The organism is Hymenobacter translucens (assembly GCF_020685205.1).
GTDB classification, from domain to species: Bacteria; Bacteroidota; Bacteroidia; order Cytophagales; family Hymenobacteraceae; genus Hymenobacter; species Hymenobacter translucens.
The window spans coordinates 158,677-177,054 of sequence record NZ_JAJERB010000005.1 but is presented as its reverse complement, the minus strand read 5'-3'; the positions used below and the strand labels follow the sequence as shown (position 1 = coordinate 177,054).

Below are 18,378 nucleotides of genomic sequence, written 5' to 3'. Positions count from 1 at the left end.
GCCCCGTTGGCCGGGCCTGGGATACCGAAAAATAGACAACCTCCTCCTTTTGGAATCTACCCCAAGAACCATTCAGCTTCTGCCCAAACCCGGTCAACACGACGGCGAGGGACAACGCGTGGCCGAAGCTGCCTCCCGCCACCTGAACCTGAACACGGGCCGGGTGCAAAGCACCGCCCTCTACACGGTGCGCTACCCGGTCAGCGACGACGAGCTGCGGAACTTCGCCCAGAGCTGCCTCCAGGACCCGGTGCTGCACGACGTGGCCCTCGACGAGTTCCGCCACGACCCTGCCTTCAAAAGCTACATCCTGGTGGCTAAGCTGCCCGGCGTAACCGACGACGAGGGCATCTCGGCCCAGAACGCGCTCGGCGACTTTCTGAACCGGCCGCTGGACACCCACACCCAGCACATCTTCAGCAAGCGGCTTTACTTCCTGGAACACGACCTCCCGGAACCCGACCTGCGCCGACTCGCCCAGGAGCTGCTCGGCAACAAGCTTATCAACCGCTTCGAAACCGGCCCCATCACCCAGATCCGCGACTATACCCCGCGGCCGGGTGGCGGGGCCGAAGTCGTTACGGAGCTCGTGCCCCTGGCCGGGCTGAGCGACGAGGAGTTGGTGCAGCTCTCGAAAGCCAACCTCTACGCCCTTAACCTGGCCGAAATGCAGGCTGTCCGCAGCCACTACCTCAGCATCCGCGCCGAACGGGAAGCCGCCGGGCTGCCCACCGACCCCACTGACTGCGAGCTGGAAATCATTGCCCAGACCTGGTCGGAGCACTGCAAGCACAAGGAGTTCAGCGCGGTCATCAAGTACACAGATGCCGACACGGGCGAGGCGTTCGAGGTCGATTCGCTGTTCAAGACCTACATCAAAAACGCTACTGCTGAAGTAGACCGGCAGCTGCGGGCCAACGGCAACGACTGGCTGATCAAGGTTTTCTCCGATAATGCCGGGGCCGTGCGTATCAATCCCGACTCGCTGTTTGTGTGGAAGGTAGAGACGCACAACTCCCCCTCGGCCATCGACCCCTACGGCGGAGCTATTACGGGCATCCTGGGCAACAACCGCGACCCGCTGGCCACCGGCATTGGTGGTGCGCGGCTGCTGTTTAACACCAACGTGCTCTGCTTCGGCAACCCCGAGTTCAACGGCACTTTGCTGAGCAACCAGCTCCACCCGCGCCGCATCTTCGAGGGCGTCCGCAAGGGCATCGAGGATGGAGGCAACAAGTCGGGTGTGCCCACGGTGAACGGGGCCATCGTATTCGACGACCGGTACGCGGGCAAGCCGCTCGTGTACTGCGGCACCGGAGCAGTGATGCCCATGCAGCTGGCCGGTCTGGACTCCTGGGAAAAGAAGATTGACCCGCAGGACCGCATCATCATGGCCGGGGGCCGGGTGGGCAAGGACGGCATCCACGGTGCCACGTTCAGCAGCATCGAGCTCGACGAAACCTCGCCCGCCACGGCCGTGCAGATCGGGTCCCCCATCACGCAGAAGCTGGCCATGGACTTCCTGATCCTGGCCTCCCGCCGGGGCCTCATCAAGTGCAGCACCGACAACGGCGCGGGCGGCCTATCGTCCAGCATCGGCGAGTTGGCGACCATCAGCGGCGGGGCCGTGGTGGAGCTGGAGAAAGTGCCGCTCAAGTACGCCGGGCTGCGCCCCTGGGAAATCTTCGTGTCGGAGTCGCAGGAACGGTTTACGCTGGCCGTGGAGCCGGGTAAGCTCGGTGCGCTGCTGGAACTGGGCCGGGAGATGGAAGTGGAGCTGACCGACATCGGCTACTTCACGGACAACGGCTTGCTGGACGTGCGCTTCGACGATAAGCCGGTGGCGTATCTGCACATGGAGTTTCTGCACGAAGGCGTGCCGCGCAAGGTGCTGGAAGCGGAGTGGACCCGGCCCGAAGCTTTGGAGCCGACCCTGCCCGCTGACCTCGACTACACCGACGTGCTGACCCGCCTGCTCGGCTCACTCAACATCTGCTCCCGCGAGTCCGTCATCCGGCAGTACGACCACGAAGTCAAGGGCCGCACCATTATCAAGCCGCTGATGGGCGCCACGGGTCAGGCCCCGCAGGACGCCGCCGTGGTGCGCTTCAACTTTGAAAGCTGGGAAGGCGTGGCCGTCAGCAATGGCATCCTGCCCCGGTTCGGTGACCTGGATGCCTACCACATGTCGGCCGGGGCGTTTGACGAAGCAGTGCGCCAGATCGTGGCGGTGGGAGGGAAGCTGCCCAACCTGAGCTACAGCGACGGCACCTTCTGGTCGGTGAACGACAACTTCTGCGTGCCCGACTCGGTGTACGACCCCGTCACGAACCCCGACGGCAAATTCAAGCTGGCTAAGCTGGTGCGGATGTGCCAGGCCCTGCGCGACGCCACGGCGGCCTATTGCATTCCGCTGACTTCGGGCAAGGACTCCATGAAAAACGACTTCAAGGCCGACGGCGTCAAGATTTCGGTGCCGCCCACGGTGCTGTACTCAATGACCGCTAAAATCGAGGACGTGCGCCGCACCATCACCTCCGACTTCAAGCAGGAAGGCGACGTGGTGTACCTGCTGGGCGAAACCTACGACGAGCTGGGCGGCTCGGAATTCTACCAGCTGTTCGGCGAGCTGGGCGCCAACGTCCCTAAGGTTCGGTTCGAGGAAGCCAAAGCCCTCTACATCCTGATCGGCCAGGCCAACGAACAAAGGCTGATTCAGAGCTGCCACGACCTGTCCGACGGTGGCCTGGCCGTGGCCCTGGCTGAAGCCACCTTCGGCTACGGCTTCGGGGCGGAAGTTGAGCTGCCCGCCGGGGCGCTGAGCCTCACGGCCCAGCTGTTCGCCGAGTCGCACTCGCGCTTCGTGGCCACGGTGGCCCCGGAAGATGTAGTAGCCTTCGAGCGGCACTTTGGCCTCCGCGCCACCCGACTCGGTCGCGTCACGGCCGACGGGCAGCTCACCTTCCGGCACGGTGGGCAGACCGTCGTTGCCGCCGACACCGCCGCCCTGCGCCGGGAGTGGACCAACGGCCCGGTTAATCGAATCATCGGCTTCGGCCAGCACGAGCCCGCACACTAACTATGGAACAGCTTCCCCAATTGCCCGACCAGAACACCCCGCCCCGGCCCCAGCACGAGGACCCCGGCTACGAGGTGGTCGACGACAAAGGCAACATCGTAATGCCCGGCTACAAAAGCGTGGATGGCGGCCACGAGTCCACCGAACCCCTGCGCGAAACCGAAGAAGCCGCGCCCTCGGAGTCCGAAACTTCCAGTCCTGAGCCGGAAGGGCCATCTGACCAACAATCACCAATCAGCAGCCAGCAACCAGAAACCAACTCCAAAGTCCAGGCCCTGATCCTGACCGGGTTCGGCATCAACTGCGAAGAGGAGTTTGCGGCCGCCTACCGCCTGGCCGGGGCCGACGCTACCATCGTGCACCTCAACCAGGTGCTGCTGGGCCACGTCAGCATCCACGACTTCGACATCCTCAACTTTCCCGGCGGCTTTTCCTTTGGCGACGACCTGGGCTCGGGCGTGGTGCTGGCCAACAAGCTGCGCTACCGCCGGATGCCGGGCGGCCAAACCTTGCTCGACGACATCCGCCAGTTTATCTCCGACGGCAAGTTCGTGCTGGGCATCTGCAACGGCTTCCAGGTCTTGGTCAAGCTCGGTCTGCTGCCCAACCTGGGCGGCGACGTGACGCCGGAAGTCACGCTGACCCACAACGCCTCGGGCCGGTACGAAGACCGGTGGGTGCGGCTGAAAGTCAACCCGAACTCCAGCTCGCCTTTTCTGCGGGGCATCGACACGCTGGAAGTGCCGGTGCGCCACGGCGAAGGCCGCCTCGTGATTTCGGACGCCGGCACCCTGGCTGAAATCGAAACCCGGGGCCTGAACTGCCTTTCCTACATCGACTACGACGGCTCGCCCACCGACGTGTACCCGCACAACCCCAACGGCGCCGATCTGAACTGCGCCGGCCTGACCGACCCCACCGGGCAGGTATTCGGCTTGATGCCCCACCCGGAAGCCTTTCTCTCGCTCTACAACCACCCCGACTGGGCCCGGCGCAAGCGCACCAATCCCGGCCTGAGCGAGGAAGGCGACGGACTCCGGCTGTTCCGCAACATTGTGGCCCACGTGCAGCGCCAGCTGGCCACTGCCCCTCAGGAAGCCTACCAATTCTCATCTTAACTACTTCTGCCACCCGCCGGCCCCGGGGCTGGCTGAACCAACTCTATGAACACGCTCAACCACTTCGCAACGCCCCAGCTCGAACTCCTGCACCGCGGCAAAGTCCGCGACTCCTACCGTGCCCCTTCCGGGGAGCGGCTTATCGTGGTCACCGACCGGCTGTCGGCTTTTGACTCGGTGCTGGAAACGCCGGTAGCCCACAAGGGCGCGGTGCTGAACGGGCTGGCCGCTTTCTGGTTCGACAAAACCCGCCACATCATCCCGAACCACGTCATCGAGCTGCTCGACCCGAACGTGACCCTGGCGAAAGAGGCCGAGCCGATCCGGGTGGAGATGATTGTGCGCAACTACATCACGGGTTCCATGCTGCGCGGCTACCAGAAAGGCCAGCGCACCTTCTCGGGCGTATCGGTGCCCGACGGCCTGGTCAAGCACCAGCAGTTTCCCGAGCCTATCGTGACGCCGACCACCAAGGAAGAGTCGGACCGCGAAATCACCCCGGAAAACCTGGTTTCGGAAGGTTGGGTTTCGGCCGAGCTGTACGAGCAGATGCGGGTGAAGTCGCTGGAGCTGTTCAACTTCGCCTCCGCGTGGATGGCCGAGCGCGGCATTATCCTGGTCGATACCAAGTACGAGTTCGGTCTGCTGAACGGGGAGCTGATTCTGATTGACGAAATCCACACGCCCGACTCGTCGCGGTTCTGGAGTGCCGAGGATTATGCCCGCAACCCCGAGGGCGTGGAGCAGATGGACAAGGAGTACGTGCGCCAGTGGCTGATGCAGAACAAGCAGGACGGGCAGTATCCCCGCTCGCTCACGCCGGAAGTATCGGCCGAAGCCAGCCGCCGCTACCTCGACATCTACCAGCGCATCACCGGCGCCCCGCTGCCCACCGGAGACGAAACCACCACCGGCGGCGACGTGCGGACCCGCCTCGTGGGCAACCTCGTGCGCGCCGGCCTCATGAAGGATGCCTGGGTGAACATCGTGATGGGCTCCCCGGCCGACAAGGACCACTGCCTGAAAATCCGGTCCTTTTTCGAGGGCTACAACCTCTTCACCCAGCTGCGCGTGACCTCGGCCCACAAGAACGGGGAGGAAATCGGAGTCATGGCCGAGGTGTGGAATAACTCGGTGGAGCCCGGCGTCATCATCGCCGTGGCCGGCCTGTCCAACGGCCTGGGCGGAGCCGTTGCGGCCAACGTGAACGTGCCTGTCATCAGCTGCCCGCCCTGGAAGGACTTCGCCGAGCTGACCGCCAACCTGAACTCGTCGGTCATCATGCCCTCGGCCACGCCCAACCTGACCGTGGTGCGCCCCGACAACGCGGCCCAGGCGGCAGTACGGGCCCTGAACCTGCCCCGCCTGCGCGAGCAGCTCAGCCGGGAAATCAAGGCTACCAAAGCCAAGCTGCGGGCTGCCGACGCCGAGCTGCGGGTGCTGTAAAGTAAAACTGGCCGATGGAAACCTCCCCGCAAAAGCAGCTGGTGCAAGCCTATATCGAAGCCTACAACCGCTTTGACGTGGCCGGTATGCTGGCGGGCCTGCACGAGGACGTTGTGTTCCGGAACATCTTGGGCGGCGAAGTAAACCTGACGACGACCAGTAAGGAAAGCTTCCGGCAGCAGGCCGAGCAGGCCCGGCAGTATTTCAGTCAGCGGGAGCAGCGCGTCACCAACTGGCAGGTGGCCGGCAACCGCGTGGAAGTGCTGCTTGACTACACCGGCGTGGCAGCCATCGACTTTCCAAACGGGCTAAAGGCCGGCGACACGCTGCGGCTGCAGGGCAAGTCGGTTTTTAAGTTTGCCAACGGCCGAATCATCGCCATCGACGACATCAGCTGATGCCCACCGCCGCCACCCTTCTGCTCGAAGCTTCTTCGCCCCTCGCGGCGGAGGCCCAGCCCTTGCTCGACGCCTTGTCGGAAGAGCTGGGTGCGCGCTTCGGCAGCGACGGGCGGGCATCCTTCACGGAGTGGCTCAGCGACGACCCGCGCTACCTCTTTCTGCTGGCTTGGCAGGAGGGTGAGGCGGTGGGCTGCGGGGCCGTGCGGCCGTTGGCAGAAGGCGAAGGCGTCGGGGAAGTAAAGCGTATGTTCGCCAAATACTCCCGGCAGGGCATCGGGGAGACGGTCCTGCGCGGGCTTGAGCTGGCTGCCCGGCAGGCCGGCTACACCGAGCTGTGGCTCGAAACCCGGGTGGCCAATACCGAAGCCTGCCGCTTCTACCTTAAAAACGGCTACCAGCGCCGCGAAAACTATGGCCGCTATGTCGGCCGCGCCAACTCCGCCTGCTTTGGCAAGCCCCTGACCTCCCTTACTGCAACTGAAGTATCCGCCTATGACTAGCCCAGTAAACACGCCCGTCGTACTGCTCGGGGGCGGGGCCCGGGAACACGCCTTAGCCTGGAAGCTGACCCGCGACGGAGCCACCGTGCACGTGCTGCCCGGCAACGGCGGCATTCCCAACAGCCACCCCGACATCAGCGCCACCGACTTTCCCGCCATCCAGGCTTTCTGCGAAGCGCACGACGTGAAGCTGCTGGTCGTAGGGCCCGAGGCCCCGCTGGCCGCTGGCGTGGCGGACTTTTTCGCCGGCTCCGACATCCGCGTGTTCGGGCCGAGCCGGGCCGGGGCGGTGCTGGAAAGCTCCAAGGTGTGGAGCAAGGAGTTTATGCGCCGCCACGGCGTGGCTACGGCCCAGGCCTGGCAGTACCGGAGCGACAGGATGAGCCAGGCCCGGGCCAAAGCCGCCGAGCTGGGCGGGCAGGTGGTGGTGAAGTACGACGGGCTGGCGGCCGGCAAGGGCGTGTACGTGTGCTCGTCGGTGGAAGAAGCCGAGGCGGCGCTTACCGATCTGCAGGCCCAGCACACCGGCTGGTTTAGCTTCCTGCTCGAAGAAAAGCTCATCGGGCCGGAAATCAGCATCATCGGCATCACCGACGGCAACCGGATCCGGCTGCTGGCTCCGTCCCAGGACCATAAGCAGCTGCTGGCCGGCGACCAGGGCCCCAACACCGGCGGCATGGGCGCCTACTGCCCCGTCCCGTTCTGCGACGACAACGTGCTGGCCGCCATCCGCCGCGACATCATCGACCCCACGCTGCAAGGCATTCAGCACGAGCAGTTCAGCTTCAAGGGGTTTCTGTACTTCGGCATCATGCTTACGCCCGAGGGCCCGAAGCTGCTGGAGTACAACACCCGCCTCGGCGACCCGGAGGCCGAAGTGCTGTTGCCGGCCCTGGAAAGCAGTTTGCTGGAGCTGATTGAGGCGACACTGGACGGCACCTTGGCGCGCACCACGGTCCGGCAGCGGCCCGGCTGCTACCTGGGCGTGGTGCTGGCCTCGGGCGGCTACCCCGCCGCGCAGTTTCCCACGGGCTTTCCCATCACCGGCATCGACCAGCTGCCCCCCGGCATCCTCGCCTTTCATGGCGCTACCCGCCGGCAGGGGGGGCAGCTCGTTACCAGCGGGGGGCGGGTACTGGTGCTCGTCGGACACGGGCAGGACTTGGAGGAAGCCGTGGCGCAGGTGTACCGCGAAGCCGGGCGCGTGCAGTTTCAGGACGTATATATCCGGCCCGATATCGGTCAGCGCCCGGAGCCCACGGTTGTATTTAGCGAGGTACGGTGAGCCAGCAGCTAGAACATAGCGCCGATCTGCCGCCGGTACCGCCAAGGTGTCCGGCCCGGCTGGCAATTCTGCTGTCGGGGCGGGGCTCCAACATGGTGGCGCTGGTAAAGGCCGTTCAGCAGGGCGTTTTACAGGGGCTGGCCGAAGTAGCGGTGGTGTTCAGCAACCAGCCCGAGGCCCCCGGCTTGGCTGCGGCGGCCAGTATGGGCTGTCCCACGGCGTTTCTGCCCAGCCAGGGCCGGAAGCGGGCCGAATTTGATGCTGACGTGGTGGAAATTCTAAACAGCTACCGCCCCGACTACGTGGTGCTGGCCGGCTACATGCGCATTTTGTCGCCCACGTTCATTCGCGCCTTTGCCGGCCGCATCCTCAACATTCATCCCGCCGACACCCACCTGCACCAGGGGCTGCATGCCTACGAGTGGGCGTTTGAAAATCAACTGCCGGAAACCAAAATAACGGTGCACCTGGTTGACGAAGGCCTCGACACCGGCACCATCCTCGCCCAGTTTCCCGTGGACCTGCGCGGAGCCGATACCCTGGAAGAAGTAGAGCGCCGCGGTCTGGCGGTGGAACACTTTCTGTACGCTAATACGCTGGCCGGCTTGCTGCGCCAAGAATTAAGAATTAACAAGGAAGAAGTAAGAATTGGCTCCGCTAATACTGACGATTTCACCCAATTCTTAATTCATAATTCTTAATTGTTAATTGAAAAAGCCATGTGCGGAATAGTAGGTTTTTACGGTCCCGATGACGTCGCCCACGACATCGTGTTTGGCCTCACCGCCTTGCAACACCGCGGGCAGGATGCCGCCGGCATTGCCACCTTCGACGACAACTTCCACCTCTGCAAGGGCAACGGCCTGATCTCGGACGTGTTCCGGCCCAAGCAGCTCCGCAAGCTGAAGGGCAACATTGGCATCGGCCACGCCCGCTATACCACCCAGGGCTCCGGCGATGCCGAGCTGGCCCAGCCCTTCACGACCAGCTACCCGTTCGGGCTGGCCATGGTGCACAACGGCAACGTCATCAACTTCCGCTCGGCTGCCAAGCGCCTGCACGAGAAGTACCACGTGCTGCCCAAGACCAGCAACGACCTGGAGCTGATCATGTACACCTTCGCCTCGGAGCTGCGCCTGAAAAACCTCGATAACCTCTCTGTAGTCGACATCTTCGACGCGGTAGAAACGACGCAGGAGCTGGTGAAAGGGGCCTACGCCACCATCACCGTCATTGCCGGGCACGGCCTGCTGGCCTTCAACGACCCGCTGGGCATCCGCCCTCTGGTGCTGGGCCGCCGCGACACCGACCGGGGACCCGTGTACGCCTTTGCCTCCGAAAGCACCTGCTTCGACTACCTGGGCTTTGAGTTTATCAAGAACGTGGGCCCGGGCCAGGCGGTGTTTATCGACCAGAACTTCCAGGTCCACTACAAGAACCCGTACCAGCTACCCAAGGCGTTTTGCGTGTTCGAGCACATCTACTTCGCCCGCGAAGATTCAAGCATCCACGGCCGGCTGGTGGCCCGGGAGCGGGTACGGCTTGGCAAGCTGCTGGCCCGCAAGGTGATTGAGTCGGGCATTCAGCCGGATATGGTCATCGACGTACCGTCGTCGGGCTACTTTGCCGCCTCCGGGCTGGCCGAGGCCATCGGCGTACCCTACCGCCGGGCGCTGGTGAAAAACAACCACATGGGCCGCTCCTTTATCGTGAGCAGCCAGGCCGGGCGCGAGGACATCGTCAAGAAGAAGCTGAACCCGATCCGCGAGTTTGTGGAAGGCAAGAAGATTGCCGTGGTCGACGACAGCATCGTGCGGGGCACCACCTCGCGCCGCATCGTGCGCATCCTGCGCGACGCCGGGGCCGAGGAGGTGTACTTCATCAGCAGCGCTCCGCCCATCGTGAGCCCCTGCATCTACGGCATCGACATGGCCATGAGCACCGACCTGATTGCGGCCAACTACACCGAGGACGAAATCTGTGCCTACATCGGGGCCGACCGGGTCATCTACCAGGATCTGGCGGATTTGCAGGAGCTGTTCGCCGAGGACAAGGGCAACGGCGGCTCCTGCTTTGCCTGCTTCTCGGGTCAGTACCCCACCGGCGACGTCACCAAGTACCTGCGCCACATTCAGGAAGAGCGGGAAAGTCACCGCGGCAAGGAAAGCCGCTCCGACACGCTGCCCTCCGTCAGCGCTAAAGCCCCCGAACCCACCGAACATTGATGTTTCAGGACTTAGGAGCTGCTGCGCAGGAGCTAGAATGAATTTTGCCGATTCACCATCTAGACCTAAACTCCTGTCTACCGCTTTTTACTCTCAACTCCTGACTCCTATCTCCTCACTCCTAGCTCCTTTCCCCGCATGACTTCCTCTGAAAAACCGGCCGGCTACGACATCGACCTGGGCAACGAATGCTCGCGCAACGCCTATGGCTGGGCCAAAAAGACCTTTGCCAACCGCAGCGGCAAGCCCGGGGAGCCGGCCCAGGACCTCGACGGGGGCTTCTCGAACGAAATCCGGTTCGGGGCCGAGCGGCTGGGCATCAGCTCCGACGGCATCGGCACCAAGATCGAAGTGGCCGAGCGGGTAGGCCGCTACGACACGCTGGGCTACGACCTGATTGCCATGACCGCCGACGACCTGATTGCCGGCGGCTTCGTGCCCACCAACCTGAGCAACATCATCGACGTGAACACGCTCGACTACGACGTGATTGACGAGCTGATGCGGGGGCTGCACGACGCGGCTAATTTCAGCGGCCTGGCCGTGACGGGCGGCGAAATTGCCGAGCTGGGCAACCGCATCGGGGGCTGGCCCGGGGCCCGCATGAACTTCAACTGGTGCTCTACCGCCATTGGCGCCCTGCACCCCAGCCTGGCCCGGCCCATCAGCGGCGCCGGCATCGAAGCTGGTCACGCGGTCGTGACCCTGCACTCGCCCTCGTTCCGCTCCAACGGCTTTTCCCTGGCCCGCCGCACCCTGCAGGACCTTTACGGCGACGCCTGGCACCAGGCCACCTACGACGGCCCCGACGCCGCTGCGTACAGCGGACTGCGCCCCGGCGAAACGGCCGGCGAGCCAACCTGGGGTGAGGTGCTGCTGGCCCCGTCCCTGATCTATGCCCCCGCCATTGCCCGCCTGCTCGATGCCGGCCGGCCCATCCACGGCTTGGCGCACATCACCGGGGGCGGCTTGGCCGACAATTTCAAGCGGGTACTCAAAAACGGCGTCGGAGCCGAGCTGGACAACCTGTTTGAGCCCCTGCCCGCCATGCAGCGCCTGGCCGAGCTGGCCGGCATCCCGCCCGCCGATGCCTACCTCTACTGGAATATGGGCAACGGCATGCTGCTCGTCACTGAGGAAGCCCAGGCCGAAGCCATCGTAGCCCAGCTCCGGGCCGACGGCTACCAGGCTCAGGTAGCCGGCCGCATCACCGCTGAGGCTGGTATCGTACTGAAAGTAGGGGCCGGGGAGCTGCGCTACGACGCGTAGCCGCTTGTCTGGATCTTATGCTCAGATCACAAAAAACGCCCGGTCATCCTGGCAAAGGAAGGACCTTATCACCTCATAACGACAGCCGTAGCAACGACTCGTTTAGCGGTGTTAAGGTCCTTCGGCTTTGCCTCAGGATGACCGAATGTTTAGTAAAATTTCTAGGGCTGAATTACGCCGGCTCAATCTCGAAGCCGGCTTCCTGCACGGCCTGGATTACCTGCTCGGCTTTCACGTTCTCGCCTTCCACGGTCAGGATTTTGGCGGGGTTGCTCGTGTCGACGTTCCAGCGGGTGATTTCCTTTTCGGCGTTGAGCGAAGGCGTGACGGCGCGCAGGCAGTTGGCGCAGTTGATGGTGGTTTTAAAACGGAGGGTAGGCATGAGGGGTAGATGGTTGGGCTGCCCGGGGCAGCGGGTTCGGTGAAGAAGAACAACGAATGTTCAGCAAAAGTACCGGGCTGCGCGGCACGGGCTGGTGCAGGTTTCGGCCCCTGGTGTATAGGGTTATGCCGTACTTCGCGGGTAGAAACCGACTTTCCTCAACAACCCGCTTGAAGCAGATACAGAAATGGATAAAAAGGAATTCTGGCAGGTAGTGGACTCGGCCAAGCTGGAAGCAAAGGGCGATCAGGCACTTCAGGCGCAACTGCTCAGCAAAGCGCTGGCGACGCATACTTCGGAGCAGATCATCGAGTTTGAATGCCGGCTGCGCGAATACCTGGTGGAAGCCGATGACTTTACGGTAATGGCTGCGCTGAAGATTATCGACGGCTACGTGTCGGACGACAACTACCTCTACTTTCGGTGCTGGCTAATCGGGCAGGGCGAAGCCTTGTTTGCGGCGGTGCTTCAGGCCCCCGATACCCTGGCCGGCGTCATGACCGAACCGTACCAGGAGTTTGAAGAGCTGCTTTACGTGACGACCACCGCCTTCGCGGAGCTTACCGGCAAAGAGGAAGACGAGACTTTCCCCCGGGAAGCAGCCGCCGCCCGGGGCTTCGACTACGAGAGTGCCGCCGGCACCAAAGGCGACGACTGGAACGAGGAGCAGCTGCCCAAGATGCTTCCCCGCCTATGGAAGAAGTTCGGGCCGATATAGCGTTACATCAGTTTATCGGGTTTAGGCCGGCCGCATCATCCGCTTTTCCAGAATCAGCTGGGTGCGGAAGGCGTTGAGCGTTTCTTCCAGACCCACCGGGTACACGTGGGGGTTGAGGAAGCGGCGGATGCTGGGGTCGAGGCGGTGAATTTCCTGCTGGGCTTTTACCCGGCTTTCTTCCAGGGTAGGCAGCGGCCGTACCAGCTCGCCGGCCCGGAATACCGGCTCCAGCAGCTCCCGGAACGTGGTGGAGCGCACCGGCCGGCGGCGCGTCGGGTCCACGGGGTCCACGATGGTTAGCTCGGCGGGCAGGGGCTCGGCGGAGTTGTAGAGCATGTCGGCCCGGGGCTGACCGGTTTCGGTTTCGTAGCGCCGCACCTGCAGAATGCCCGGAATCGTGGTTTTCGCCAGCTGCTCCGAGATTTTGACGGTGTATTCCCAGCCGCTGTCGTCGGCCCGGCGCAGGGCCGCCAGCTTGTACACGCCCCCCAGCGCGGGCTGGTCGTAGGCCGTGACGAGCTTAGTGCCGATGCCCCAGGCGTTGATCTGGGCGCCCTGCAGCTTGAGGGAGGTAATCAGATTTTCGTCGAGGTCGTTGCTGGCCACGATGCGCGTGTTCGGAAAGCCGGCCTCGTTGAGCAATGCCCGGGCCTCGCGGCTCAGGTAAGCCAGGTCGCCGGAGTCGAGGCGAATACCGCCCAGCTCGTGCCCGTTGGCCCGCATCTTCCGCGCTACGCTGATAGCCCGCCGCACGCCTTCGAGCGTATCGTAGGTGTCGACCAGAAAGGTGGAATCATCGGGAAAGGCTTCGGCGTAGGTTTCAAACGCCTGCTCTTCGTCTTCAAACGACATCACCCAGCTGTGGGCGTGGGTGCCCCGCACCGGAATGCCGTAGCGCAGCCCGGCCAGCACGTTGGACGTGCCGTCGACGCCGCCCAGGTAGGCTGCCCGGCTGGCCGAAAGCCCTCCGTCGAAGCCCTGGGCCCGGCGCAAGCCAAATTCCAGCACTTGGTCGGTGCCGGCGGCTTCACGGATGCGGGCGGCTTTGGTGGCAATCAGGGTCTGGAAGTTGACGAGCGTGAGCAGCGCGGTTTCCAATAGCTGGGCCTGGAGCAGCGGGCCTTTCACCCGCAGCAGCGGCTCGTTGGCAAACACCACCGTACCCTCGGCAATGGCGTCAATATCGCAGGTAAAGCGCAGCTGGCGCAGGTACTCCAGAAACGCCGGCTCAAACAGGGGCGTGTTCTTGACCCCGCGTAGCTCTGCCAGATAGGCCAGGTCTTCTTCCGAGAAATGCAGGTTTTCCAGCCAGTCGGCCACGTAGGCCAGGCCCGCGCACAGAGCGTACCCCCCACCAAACGGCGGACGGCGGAAGTACAGATGAAAGACGGCCTCCCGGTCCTGCATGCCCTTCTTCCAGTAGCCATAGCTCATGGTGAGCTGGTAGAGGTCGGTGACGAGGCTGAGCGAGGGCGAATACAGGCCGGAAAGAGGAGCAGGGTTCATAAGCAGGGCAGAAGTCCGGGTTGGCAGTCTACTTGAACCGATACGGTCAGCAAAGCAATGAATGTTGCGCAGCCGTGACGGAGCGCAAAGGTTAGGGAAAATCCGGGAGTGCCGGGAGTGAGGCTGCCGGATCCTGCTCAGAAGTGGTCAGCTGGTCTTTCAGTAGCGGACACGGTGTCCATTATTGGACAGTATTTTAAATCGGGTTCTTAGTTGAATTGGTTATAAGTAATTGTAATACAGTTGTTTGCTTGAATGGCACGGGCCTTGGCAGATAGAGGGGCAATACCCCCTTTCCCTGCACGAAAATGGACAGAGCTCTATCCACTGACATTCAACGCCAGCGCACCCGCCGCCGCTGGCTTCTCCTCACTGCCGCCCTGGGCCTGCTGGTAGCCGGCCTGCTGGCGTTCCGCTCGGTGCTTCAGCCCAGCGTCAGGCGCAGCCAGATTCTGCTGACGACCGCCGAAACCGGGGACGTCGAAGCCTCGCTCACCGCATCAGGTCTGATTATTCCCGGGCACGAAGCCGTGCTCACCAGCCCGATTCAAAGCACCATCCGCCGCGTCATGGTTCAGGTGGGGGAGAAGGTGGGGCCCGGTCAGACTATTCTGGAGCTCGATAAGGACCTGACCAGCTCCGCCCTGGCCAAGCTCCAGGACGAGCAGCAGCAGAACCGCAACAAGAACTCTCAGCTCCAGCTCAGCCTGGAAAAAGCGCTGAACGACCTCCAGTCCCAGGAGCAGGTGCAGCAGGTCAAGGTGCACAGCCTGCAGTCGGCGCTGCGCGACGAGCAGTACCTGCTCAAGATCGGGGGCGGCACCGCCGAGAGCGTCCGCCAGGCCGAGCTGACGCTGAAGATTGCCCAGCTGGAGTTGCAGCGTCTGCGGGAGCAGATCCGCAACCAGCGCGCCGCCAACGCCGCCGACGTGCGGGAGCTGGGCTTCACCATGCAGATTCAGGACCGCAGCATCGGGGAGCTGGCCGGCAAGCTCAGTCAGTCCAGCATCAGCTCCGGGCAGCCCGGCGTGCTTACCTGGGTCAATGAGAACATCGGGGCCACCGTCAACCAGGGTGACCCCCTGGCCCGGGTAGCCGACCTGAGCTCTTTCCGGGTGCGGGCCACCATTTCCGACACCTATGCCGACGCCCTGCACCTGGGCGACCCGGTGGTGGTACGCGTGAACGGCACCGACCTGCGCGGCATCGTCACGACCGTGAGCCCGGCCGTGGATAAGGGCGTCGTCACCTTCTACGCCAAGCTCGACGAAGACCACCACCCCGCGCTGCGCTCCAACCTCCGCGCCGACGTGTTCGTGGTAACCAAGGCCCACCATAAAGTAGTGCGGGTGAAGAACGGCCCCTTCTACCAGGGCGGCAAAGAGCAGCAGGTGTTCGTGGTGCGCGACGGGAAAGCCGAGCAGCGGACGGTGCAGTTCGGGGACAGCAACTTCGACCACGTGCAGGTACTCAGCGGCCTGCAGCCCGGCGACGAAATCATCCTGAGCGACACCAAAGAGTACACCGACACGCCCAGGCTCATCATCAAAGACTAACCGGCCATGATGACTATTCTACTTTCCTGCGTTCAAAACCTGGGAATCCGGCTGCTGACTACCGGAATGCTGCTGGCGCTGACAGCCGGCAGCACCCACGCCCAGCAGCGGCCACTGAGCCTTTCCGAGGTCATTGAGCTGGCCCTGGCGCAATCGTCGTTTGCCAAGCAGGCCGTCACCAACCGCGAAACCAGCTACTGGCAGTACCGCACGTTTCAGTCGAACTACCGGCCCCAGCTGGGCGTGCAGGGCACGTTGCCCGAGTTCAGCCGGGTCATCACCCCCGTCGTGCAGCCGGACGGCACCACCGACTTCAAGGCCGTGCGCATCAACAACTCCAACGTGGCACTGACGCTGCGCCAGGCCATCGGGCCCACCGGCGGGGAGTTGTTTGTCCGCTCCGAGGTGCAGCGCTTCGACGACTTCAACGGCAACCTGCGGCGTTACAACAACAACCCCGTGGGCATCGGCCTGAGCCAGCCGATCGGGCGCTTTAATAGTCTGCGCTGGGCCCGCAAGATCGAGCCCCTGCGCTACGAGGAGTCGCAGCGCCAGTACGTGGAAGAGCGCGAAGCCATTGCCCAGCGCATCACGGAGCTGTACTTCGACGTGCTGCTCCAGCAGGTAAACGCCGACGTGGCCGGCAAGAACGTGGCGGCCAACGAGCAGCTTTTGCGCCTGGGCCAGGAGCGGTTTCAGCTCGGCCGCCTCAGCCAGAGCGACCTGCTGCTGCTGGAGCTAAACCTGCTGAACTCCCGCCGGGCGCTGGGCCAGGCCCGCCTCGATGCTCAGAACGCCGCCGTAAGTTTGCAGAGCTACACCGGGCTAAGTGCCGAAACCTTGCAGCTGACGGTGCCGGCCGCCGCGCCCCGGCTGAAGGTGGATACGAATGAGGCGCTGGTGCAGGCCCGCCAGAACCGCCGCGAAACCCTGGCCTTCCGCCGCCGCCTGCTCCAGGCCGAGAGCGACGTAGCCCAGGCCAAGGGCACCACCGGCTTCCAGGCCACGCTGCAGGCCAACCTGGGCTACGTGAACAGCGCCCGGGACTTCTGGACGACGTATGCCAACCCCCAGGACCAGCAACAGGTTAGCTTGTCGTTTTCAATGCCGCTCGTGGACTGGGGCCGGCAGAAGTCGATTGTGAAGACGGCGGAGCTAAACCGCCAGCAGGTGCAGCAGACCGTAGCCCAGGAGCAGGCCACCTTCGAGCAGAGCGTGCTCACCCAGGCTGCCCAGCTTAGCACCCTCACTGAGCAGCTCAGCCTTTCCGCCCAGGCCGACTCCCTGTCGCAGCGCCGCTACGACATTGCCCGCGCCACTTACCAGGTGGGCCGCATCAGCCTGACCGACCTCAACATTGCCCTGGCCGAGAAAGACCAGGCCAAACGCGCCTACATTGCCGCGTTGCGCGCCTGCTGGGTGGCGCACTACCGCCTCCGTGCCCTCACCCTCTACGATTTCGCGCTGCAGCAGCCTCTGGCCGTCGCCAAGTAGGATCATCGTCTGGTTTATGCCTGGTTTCCCGGCGCCCCGGTTGGCTCTTCGCAGCTGACCGGGGCGCCGTGGTTTCTGATCAGTTGCTGTTGCTGACCTACCGAGAGGTCATGCAGAGCCGAAGGCGCAGCATCCCGCGAGGATAGTAGTCCATTGCCAGACGGTCATGCTGAGCAGAGCGAAGCATCTCTACCGCTTCGTTGCTTTAGTAGCCACAAAAAGTGGTGGTCATCTTTCGCAGGGCAGACGGCAGATTACGCATGACAATACCCAATTCACGCGAAACTCCTCGGCAAGGCTGGAATGACTGCCTTGTGAGGTGAAATGGGCACTCCGTCCGGGTGTTTCCGGCCGGGCCGACCTCTCACGCAAAAATATTTTTCAAAAATGAACACCCACTGTGTCAGGACCGAACACAGTGTCCGGTTCTGGACAATATTTTATAAGTGGTATTACTGGTATTCGTATATAATATACTGATTAATAATGAATTATAACATTGGCACGGGGCTTGGCTTACTCTATGGCAGGAACCCCTGGGTTGATCTAAAAGCGGACAGTCCACGCTTTGCCCCGGGGCTGAGTTATCCATCGAACCTCCTTTCTGAACCCTAACCGCTTCCCTGCCATGTCTGCTTCCACTCCTACCAATCAGCTGTTTCTGGACCCCACTATCGTTGCGGCACGGCCGGCAGCAGCTACGGGCAAACCCATGCTGAAGCTCACCGATATCGAAAAAATCTACCAGACCAAGACCATCGAAACGGTTGCGCTGAACCGGGTGAACCTCACCATCGGCAAAGGCGAGTTCGTTTCCATCATGGGTCCTTCGGGCTGCGGCAAGTCCACGCTGCTCAGCATCATGGGGCTGCTCGACGAGCCTTCTTCGGGGCAGGTGGAAATCGATGGCCGCCCGGTTACCTCATACTCCGATAAGGAGCTGGCCAACCTGCGCAACCAGAAGATCGGGTTCGTTTTCCAGAGCTACCACCTCATCAACGACCTCTCGGTGCTCGATAACGTGGAGCTGCCCCTGCTGTACCGCAGCGGCGTAAGCGGCAAGGAGCGCCGGCAGCGGGCCCACGCCGCCCTCGACAAAGTAGGCCTGAGCGCCCGCACCAACCACTTCCCCTCCCAGCTGTCGGGCGGGCAGCGCCAGCGCGTAGCCATTGCCCGGGCCCTGGCCGGCAACCCCGAAATCATTCTGGCCGACGAGCCCACCGGCAACCTCGACTCGGTGATGGGCGAGGAAATCATGGACCTGCTGCTGGGCCTGAACCGTCAGGACGGCGTCACCATCGTGATGGTAACCCACGACGAGCAGCAGGCCCTGAAGACGGAGCGCGTCATCCGCTTCTTCGACGGCAGTCAGGTCAGCTAAAACCCGCGAAATCCACCC

15 protein-coding genes are annotated in these 18,378 nt (G+C 63.2%); 13 read left to right on the top strand and 2 right to left on the bottom strand.

The genetic code is table 11. The annotated features are described in order from the left end of the window. The first annotated feature begins 49 nt into the window (after positions 1-49). The 9 genes from LJY25_RS12805 to LJY25_RS12765 all read left to right on the top strand — a co-directional run bounded on the left by LJY25_RS12805 (position 50) and on the right by LJY25_RS12765 (position 11,323). A complete protein-coding gene (locus LJY25_RS12805) occupies positions 50-3,079 on the top strand; it encodes a phosphoribosylformylglycinamidine synthase subunit PurL (RefSeq protein WP_227608742.1) in 3,030 nt (1,009 codons plus the stop codon). 2 nt (positions 3,080-3,081) lie between these two features. Continuing rightward, the gene (locus LJY25_RS12800; protein ID WP_227608741.1) at positions 3,082-4,197 is read left to right on the top strand and encodes a phosphoribosylformylglycinamidine synthase subunit PurQ; all 1,116 of its coding nucleotides are present in this window, start codon (positions 3,082-3,084) and stop codon (positions 4,195-4,197) included. 45 nt (positions 4,198-4,242) lie between these two features. After that, a complete protein-coding gene (locus LJY25_RS12795; protein WP_227608740.1) occupies positions 4,243-5,643 on the top strand; it encodes a phosphoribosylaminoimidazolesuccinocarboxamide synthase in 1,401 nt (466 codons plus the stop codon). A 14-nt stretch (positions 5,644-5,657) separates the two neighbouring features. Beyond that, entirely contained in the window at positions 5,658-6,041 is a 384-nt protein-coding gene (locus LJY25_RS12790) for a nuclear transport factor 2 family protein (RefSeq protein WP_227608739.1), read from the top strand. Then, on the top strand, positions 6,041-6,544 hold the full coding sequence (locus LJY25_RS12785; protein ID WP_227608738.1) for a GNAT family N-acetyltransferase: 504 nt from the start codon (positions 6,041-6,043) through the stop codon (positions 6,542-6,544). The genes LJY25_RS12790 and LJY25_RS12785 overlap by 1 nt, the downstream gene beginning before the upstream one ends. Continuing rightward, positions 6,537-7,829: a phosphoribosylamine--glycine ligase gene (purD, locus tag LJY25_RS12780; protein ID WP_227608737.1), complete on the top strand. Its 1,293-nt coding sequence runs from the start codon at positions 6,537-6,539 to the stop codon at positions 7,827-7,829. Before LJY25_RS12785 ends, purD begins: the two co-directional genes overlap by 8 nt. Further along, positions 7,826-8,530 carry a phosphoribosylglycinamide formyltransferase gene (gene purN, locus LJY25_RS12775; RefSeq protein ID WP_227608736.1) on the top strand — a complete coding sequence of 235 codons (705 nt, stop codon included), beginning with the start codon at positions 7,826-7,828 and terminating at the stop codon, positions 8,528-8,530. Before purD ends, purN begins: the two co-directional genes overlap by 4 nt. 18 nt (positions 8,531-8,548) lie before the next feature. Continuing rightward, positions 8,549-10,054: an amidophosphoribosyltransferase gene (gene purF, locus LJY25_RS12770; RefSeq protein ID WP_227608735.1), complete on the top strand. Its 1,506-nt coding sequence runs from the start codon at positions 8,549-8,551 to the stop codon at positions 10,052-10,054. Positions 10,055-10,192: 138 nt separating this feature from the next. Further along, positions 10,193-11,323 carry an AIR synthase-related protein gene (locus tag LJY25_RS12765; RefSeq protein ID WP_227608734.1) on the top strand — a complete coding sequence of 377 codons (1,131 nt, stop codon included), beginning with the start codon at positions 10,193-10,195 and terminating at the stop codon, positions 11,321-11,323. Positions 11,324-11,495: 172 nt separating this feature from the next. Here the strand turns inward: LJY25_RS12765 and LJY25_RS12760 are convergent, their stop codons facing one another. After that, the gene (locus LJY25_RS12760; protein ID WP_227608733.1) at positions 11,496-11,705 is read right to left on the bottom strand and encodes a heavy-metal-associated domain-containing protein; all 210 of its coding nucleotides are present in this window, start codon (positions 11,703-11,705) and stop codon (positions 11,496-11,498) included. Between the two features lie 187 nt (positions 11,706-11,892). Here LJY25_RS12760 and LJY25_RS12755 point away from each other — a divergent pair, with 187 nt between their 5' ends. Continuing rightward, positions 11,893-12,423 carry a DUF4240 domain-containing protein gene (locus LJY25_RS12755; protein WP_227608732.1) on the top strand — a complete coding sequence of 177 codons (531 nt, stop codon included), beginning with the start codon at positions 11,893-11,895 and terminating at the stop codon, positions 12,421-12,423. Positions 12,424-12,444: 21 nt separating this feature from the next. Here the strand turns inward: LJY25_RS12755 and LJY25_RS12750 are convergent, their stop codons facing one another. Next, positions 12,445-13,929, bottom strand: coding sequence for a nicotinate phosphoribosyltransferase (locus LJY25_RS12750; RefSeq protein WP_227608731.1), 1,485 nt, complete (start codon positions 13,927-13,929; stop codon positions 12,445-12,447). 308 nt (positions 13,930-14,237) lie between these two features. Between LJY25_RS12750 and LJY25_RS12745 the strand changes: the two genes are divergently transcribed. The 3 genes from LJY25_RS12745 to LJY25_RS12735 all read left to right on the top strand — a co-directional run bounded on the left by LJY25_RS12745 (position 14,238) and on the right by LJY25_RS12735 (position 18,360). After that, positions 14,238-15,485 carry an efflux RND transporter periplasmic adaptor subunit gene (locus LJY25_RS12745; protein ID WP_227608730.1) on the top strand — a complete coding sequence of 416 codons (1,248 nt, stop codon included), beginning with the start codon at positions 14,238-14,240 and terminating at the stop codon, positions 15,483-15,485. A gap of 6 nt (positions 15,486-15,491) precedes the next feature. Continuing rightward, positions 15,492-16,979, top strand: coding sequence for a TolC family protein (locus LJY25_RS12740; RefSeq protein ID WP_227608729.1), 1,488 nt, complete (start codon positions 15,492-15,494; stop codon positions 16,977-16,979). 712 nt (positions 16,980-17,691) lie between these two features. Continuing rightward, positions 17,692-18,360 carry an ABC transporter ATP-binding protein gene (locus LJY25_RS12735; RefSeq protein WP_227608900.1) on the top strand — a complete coding sequence of 223 codons (669 nt, stop codon included), beginning with the start codon at positions 17,692-17,694 and terminating at the stop codon, positions 18,358-18,360. Positions 18,361-18,378 lie beyond the last annotated feature (18 nt).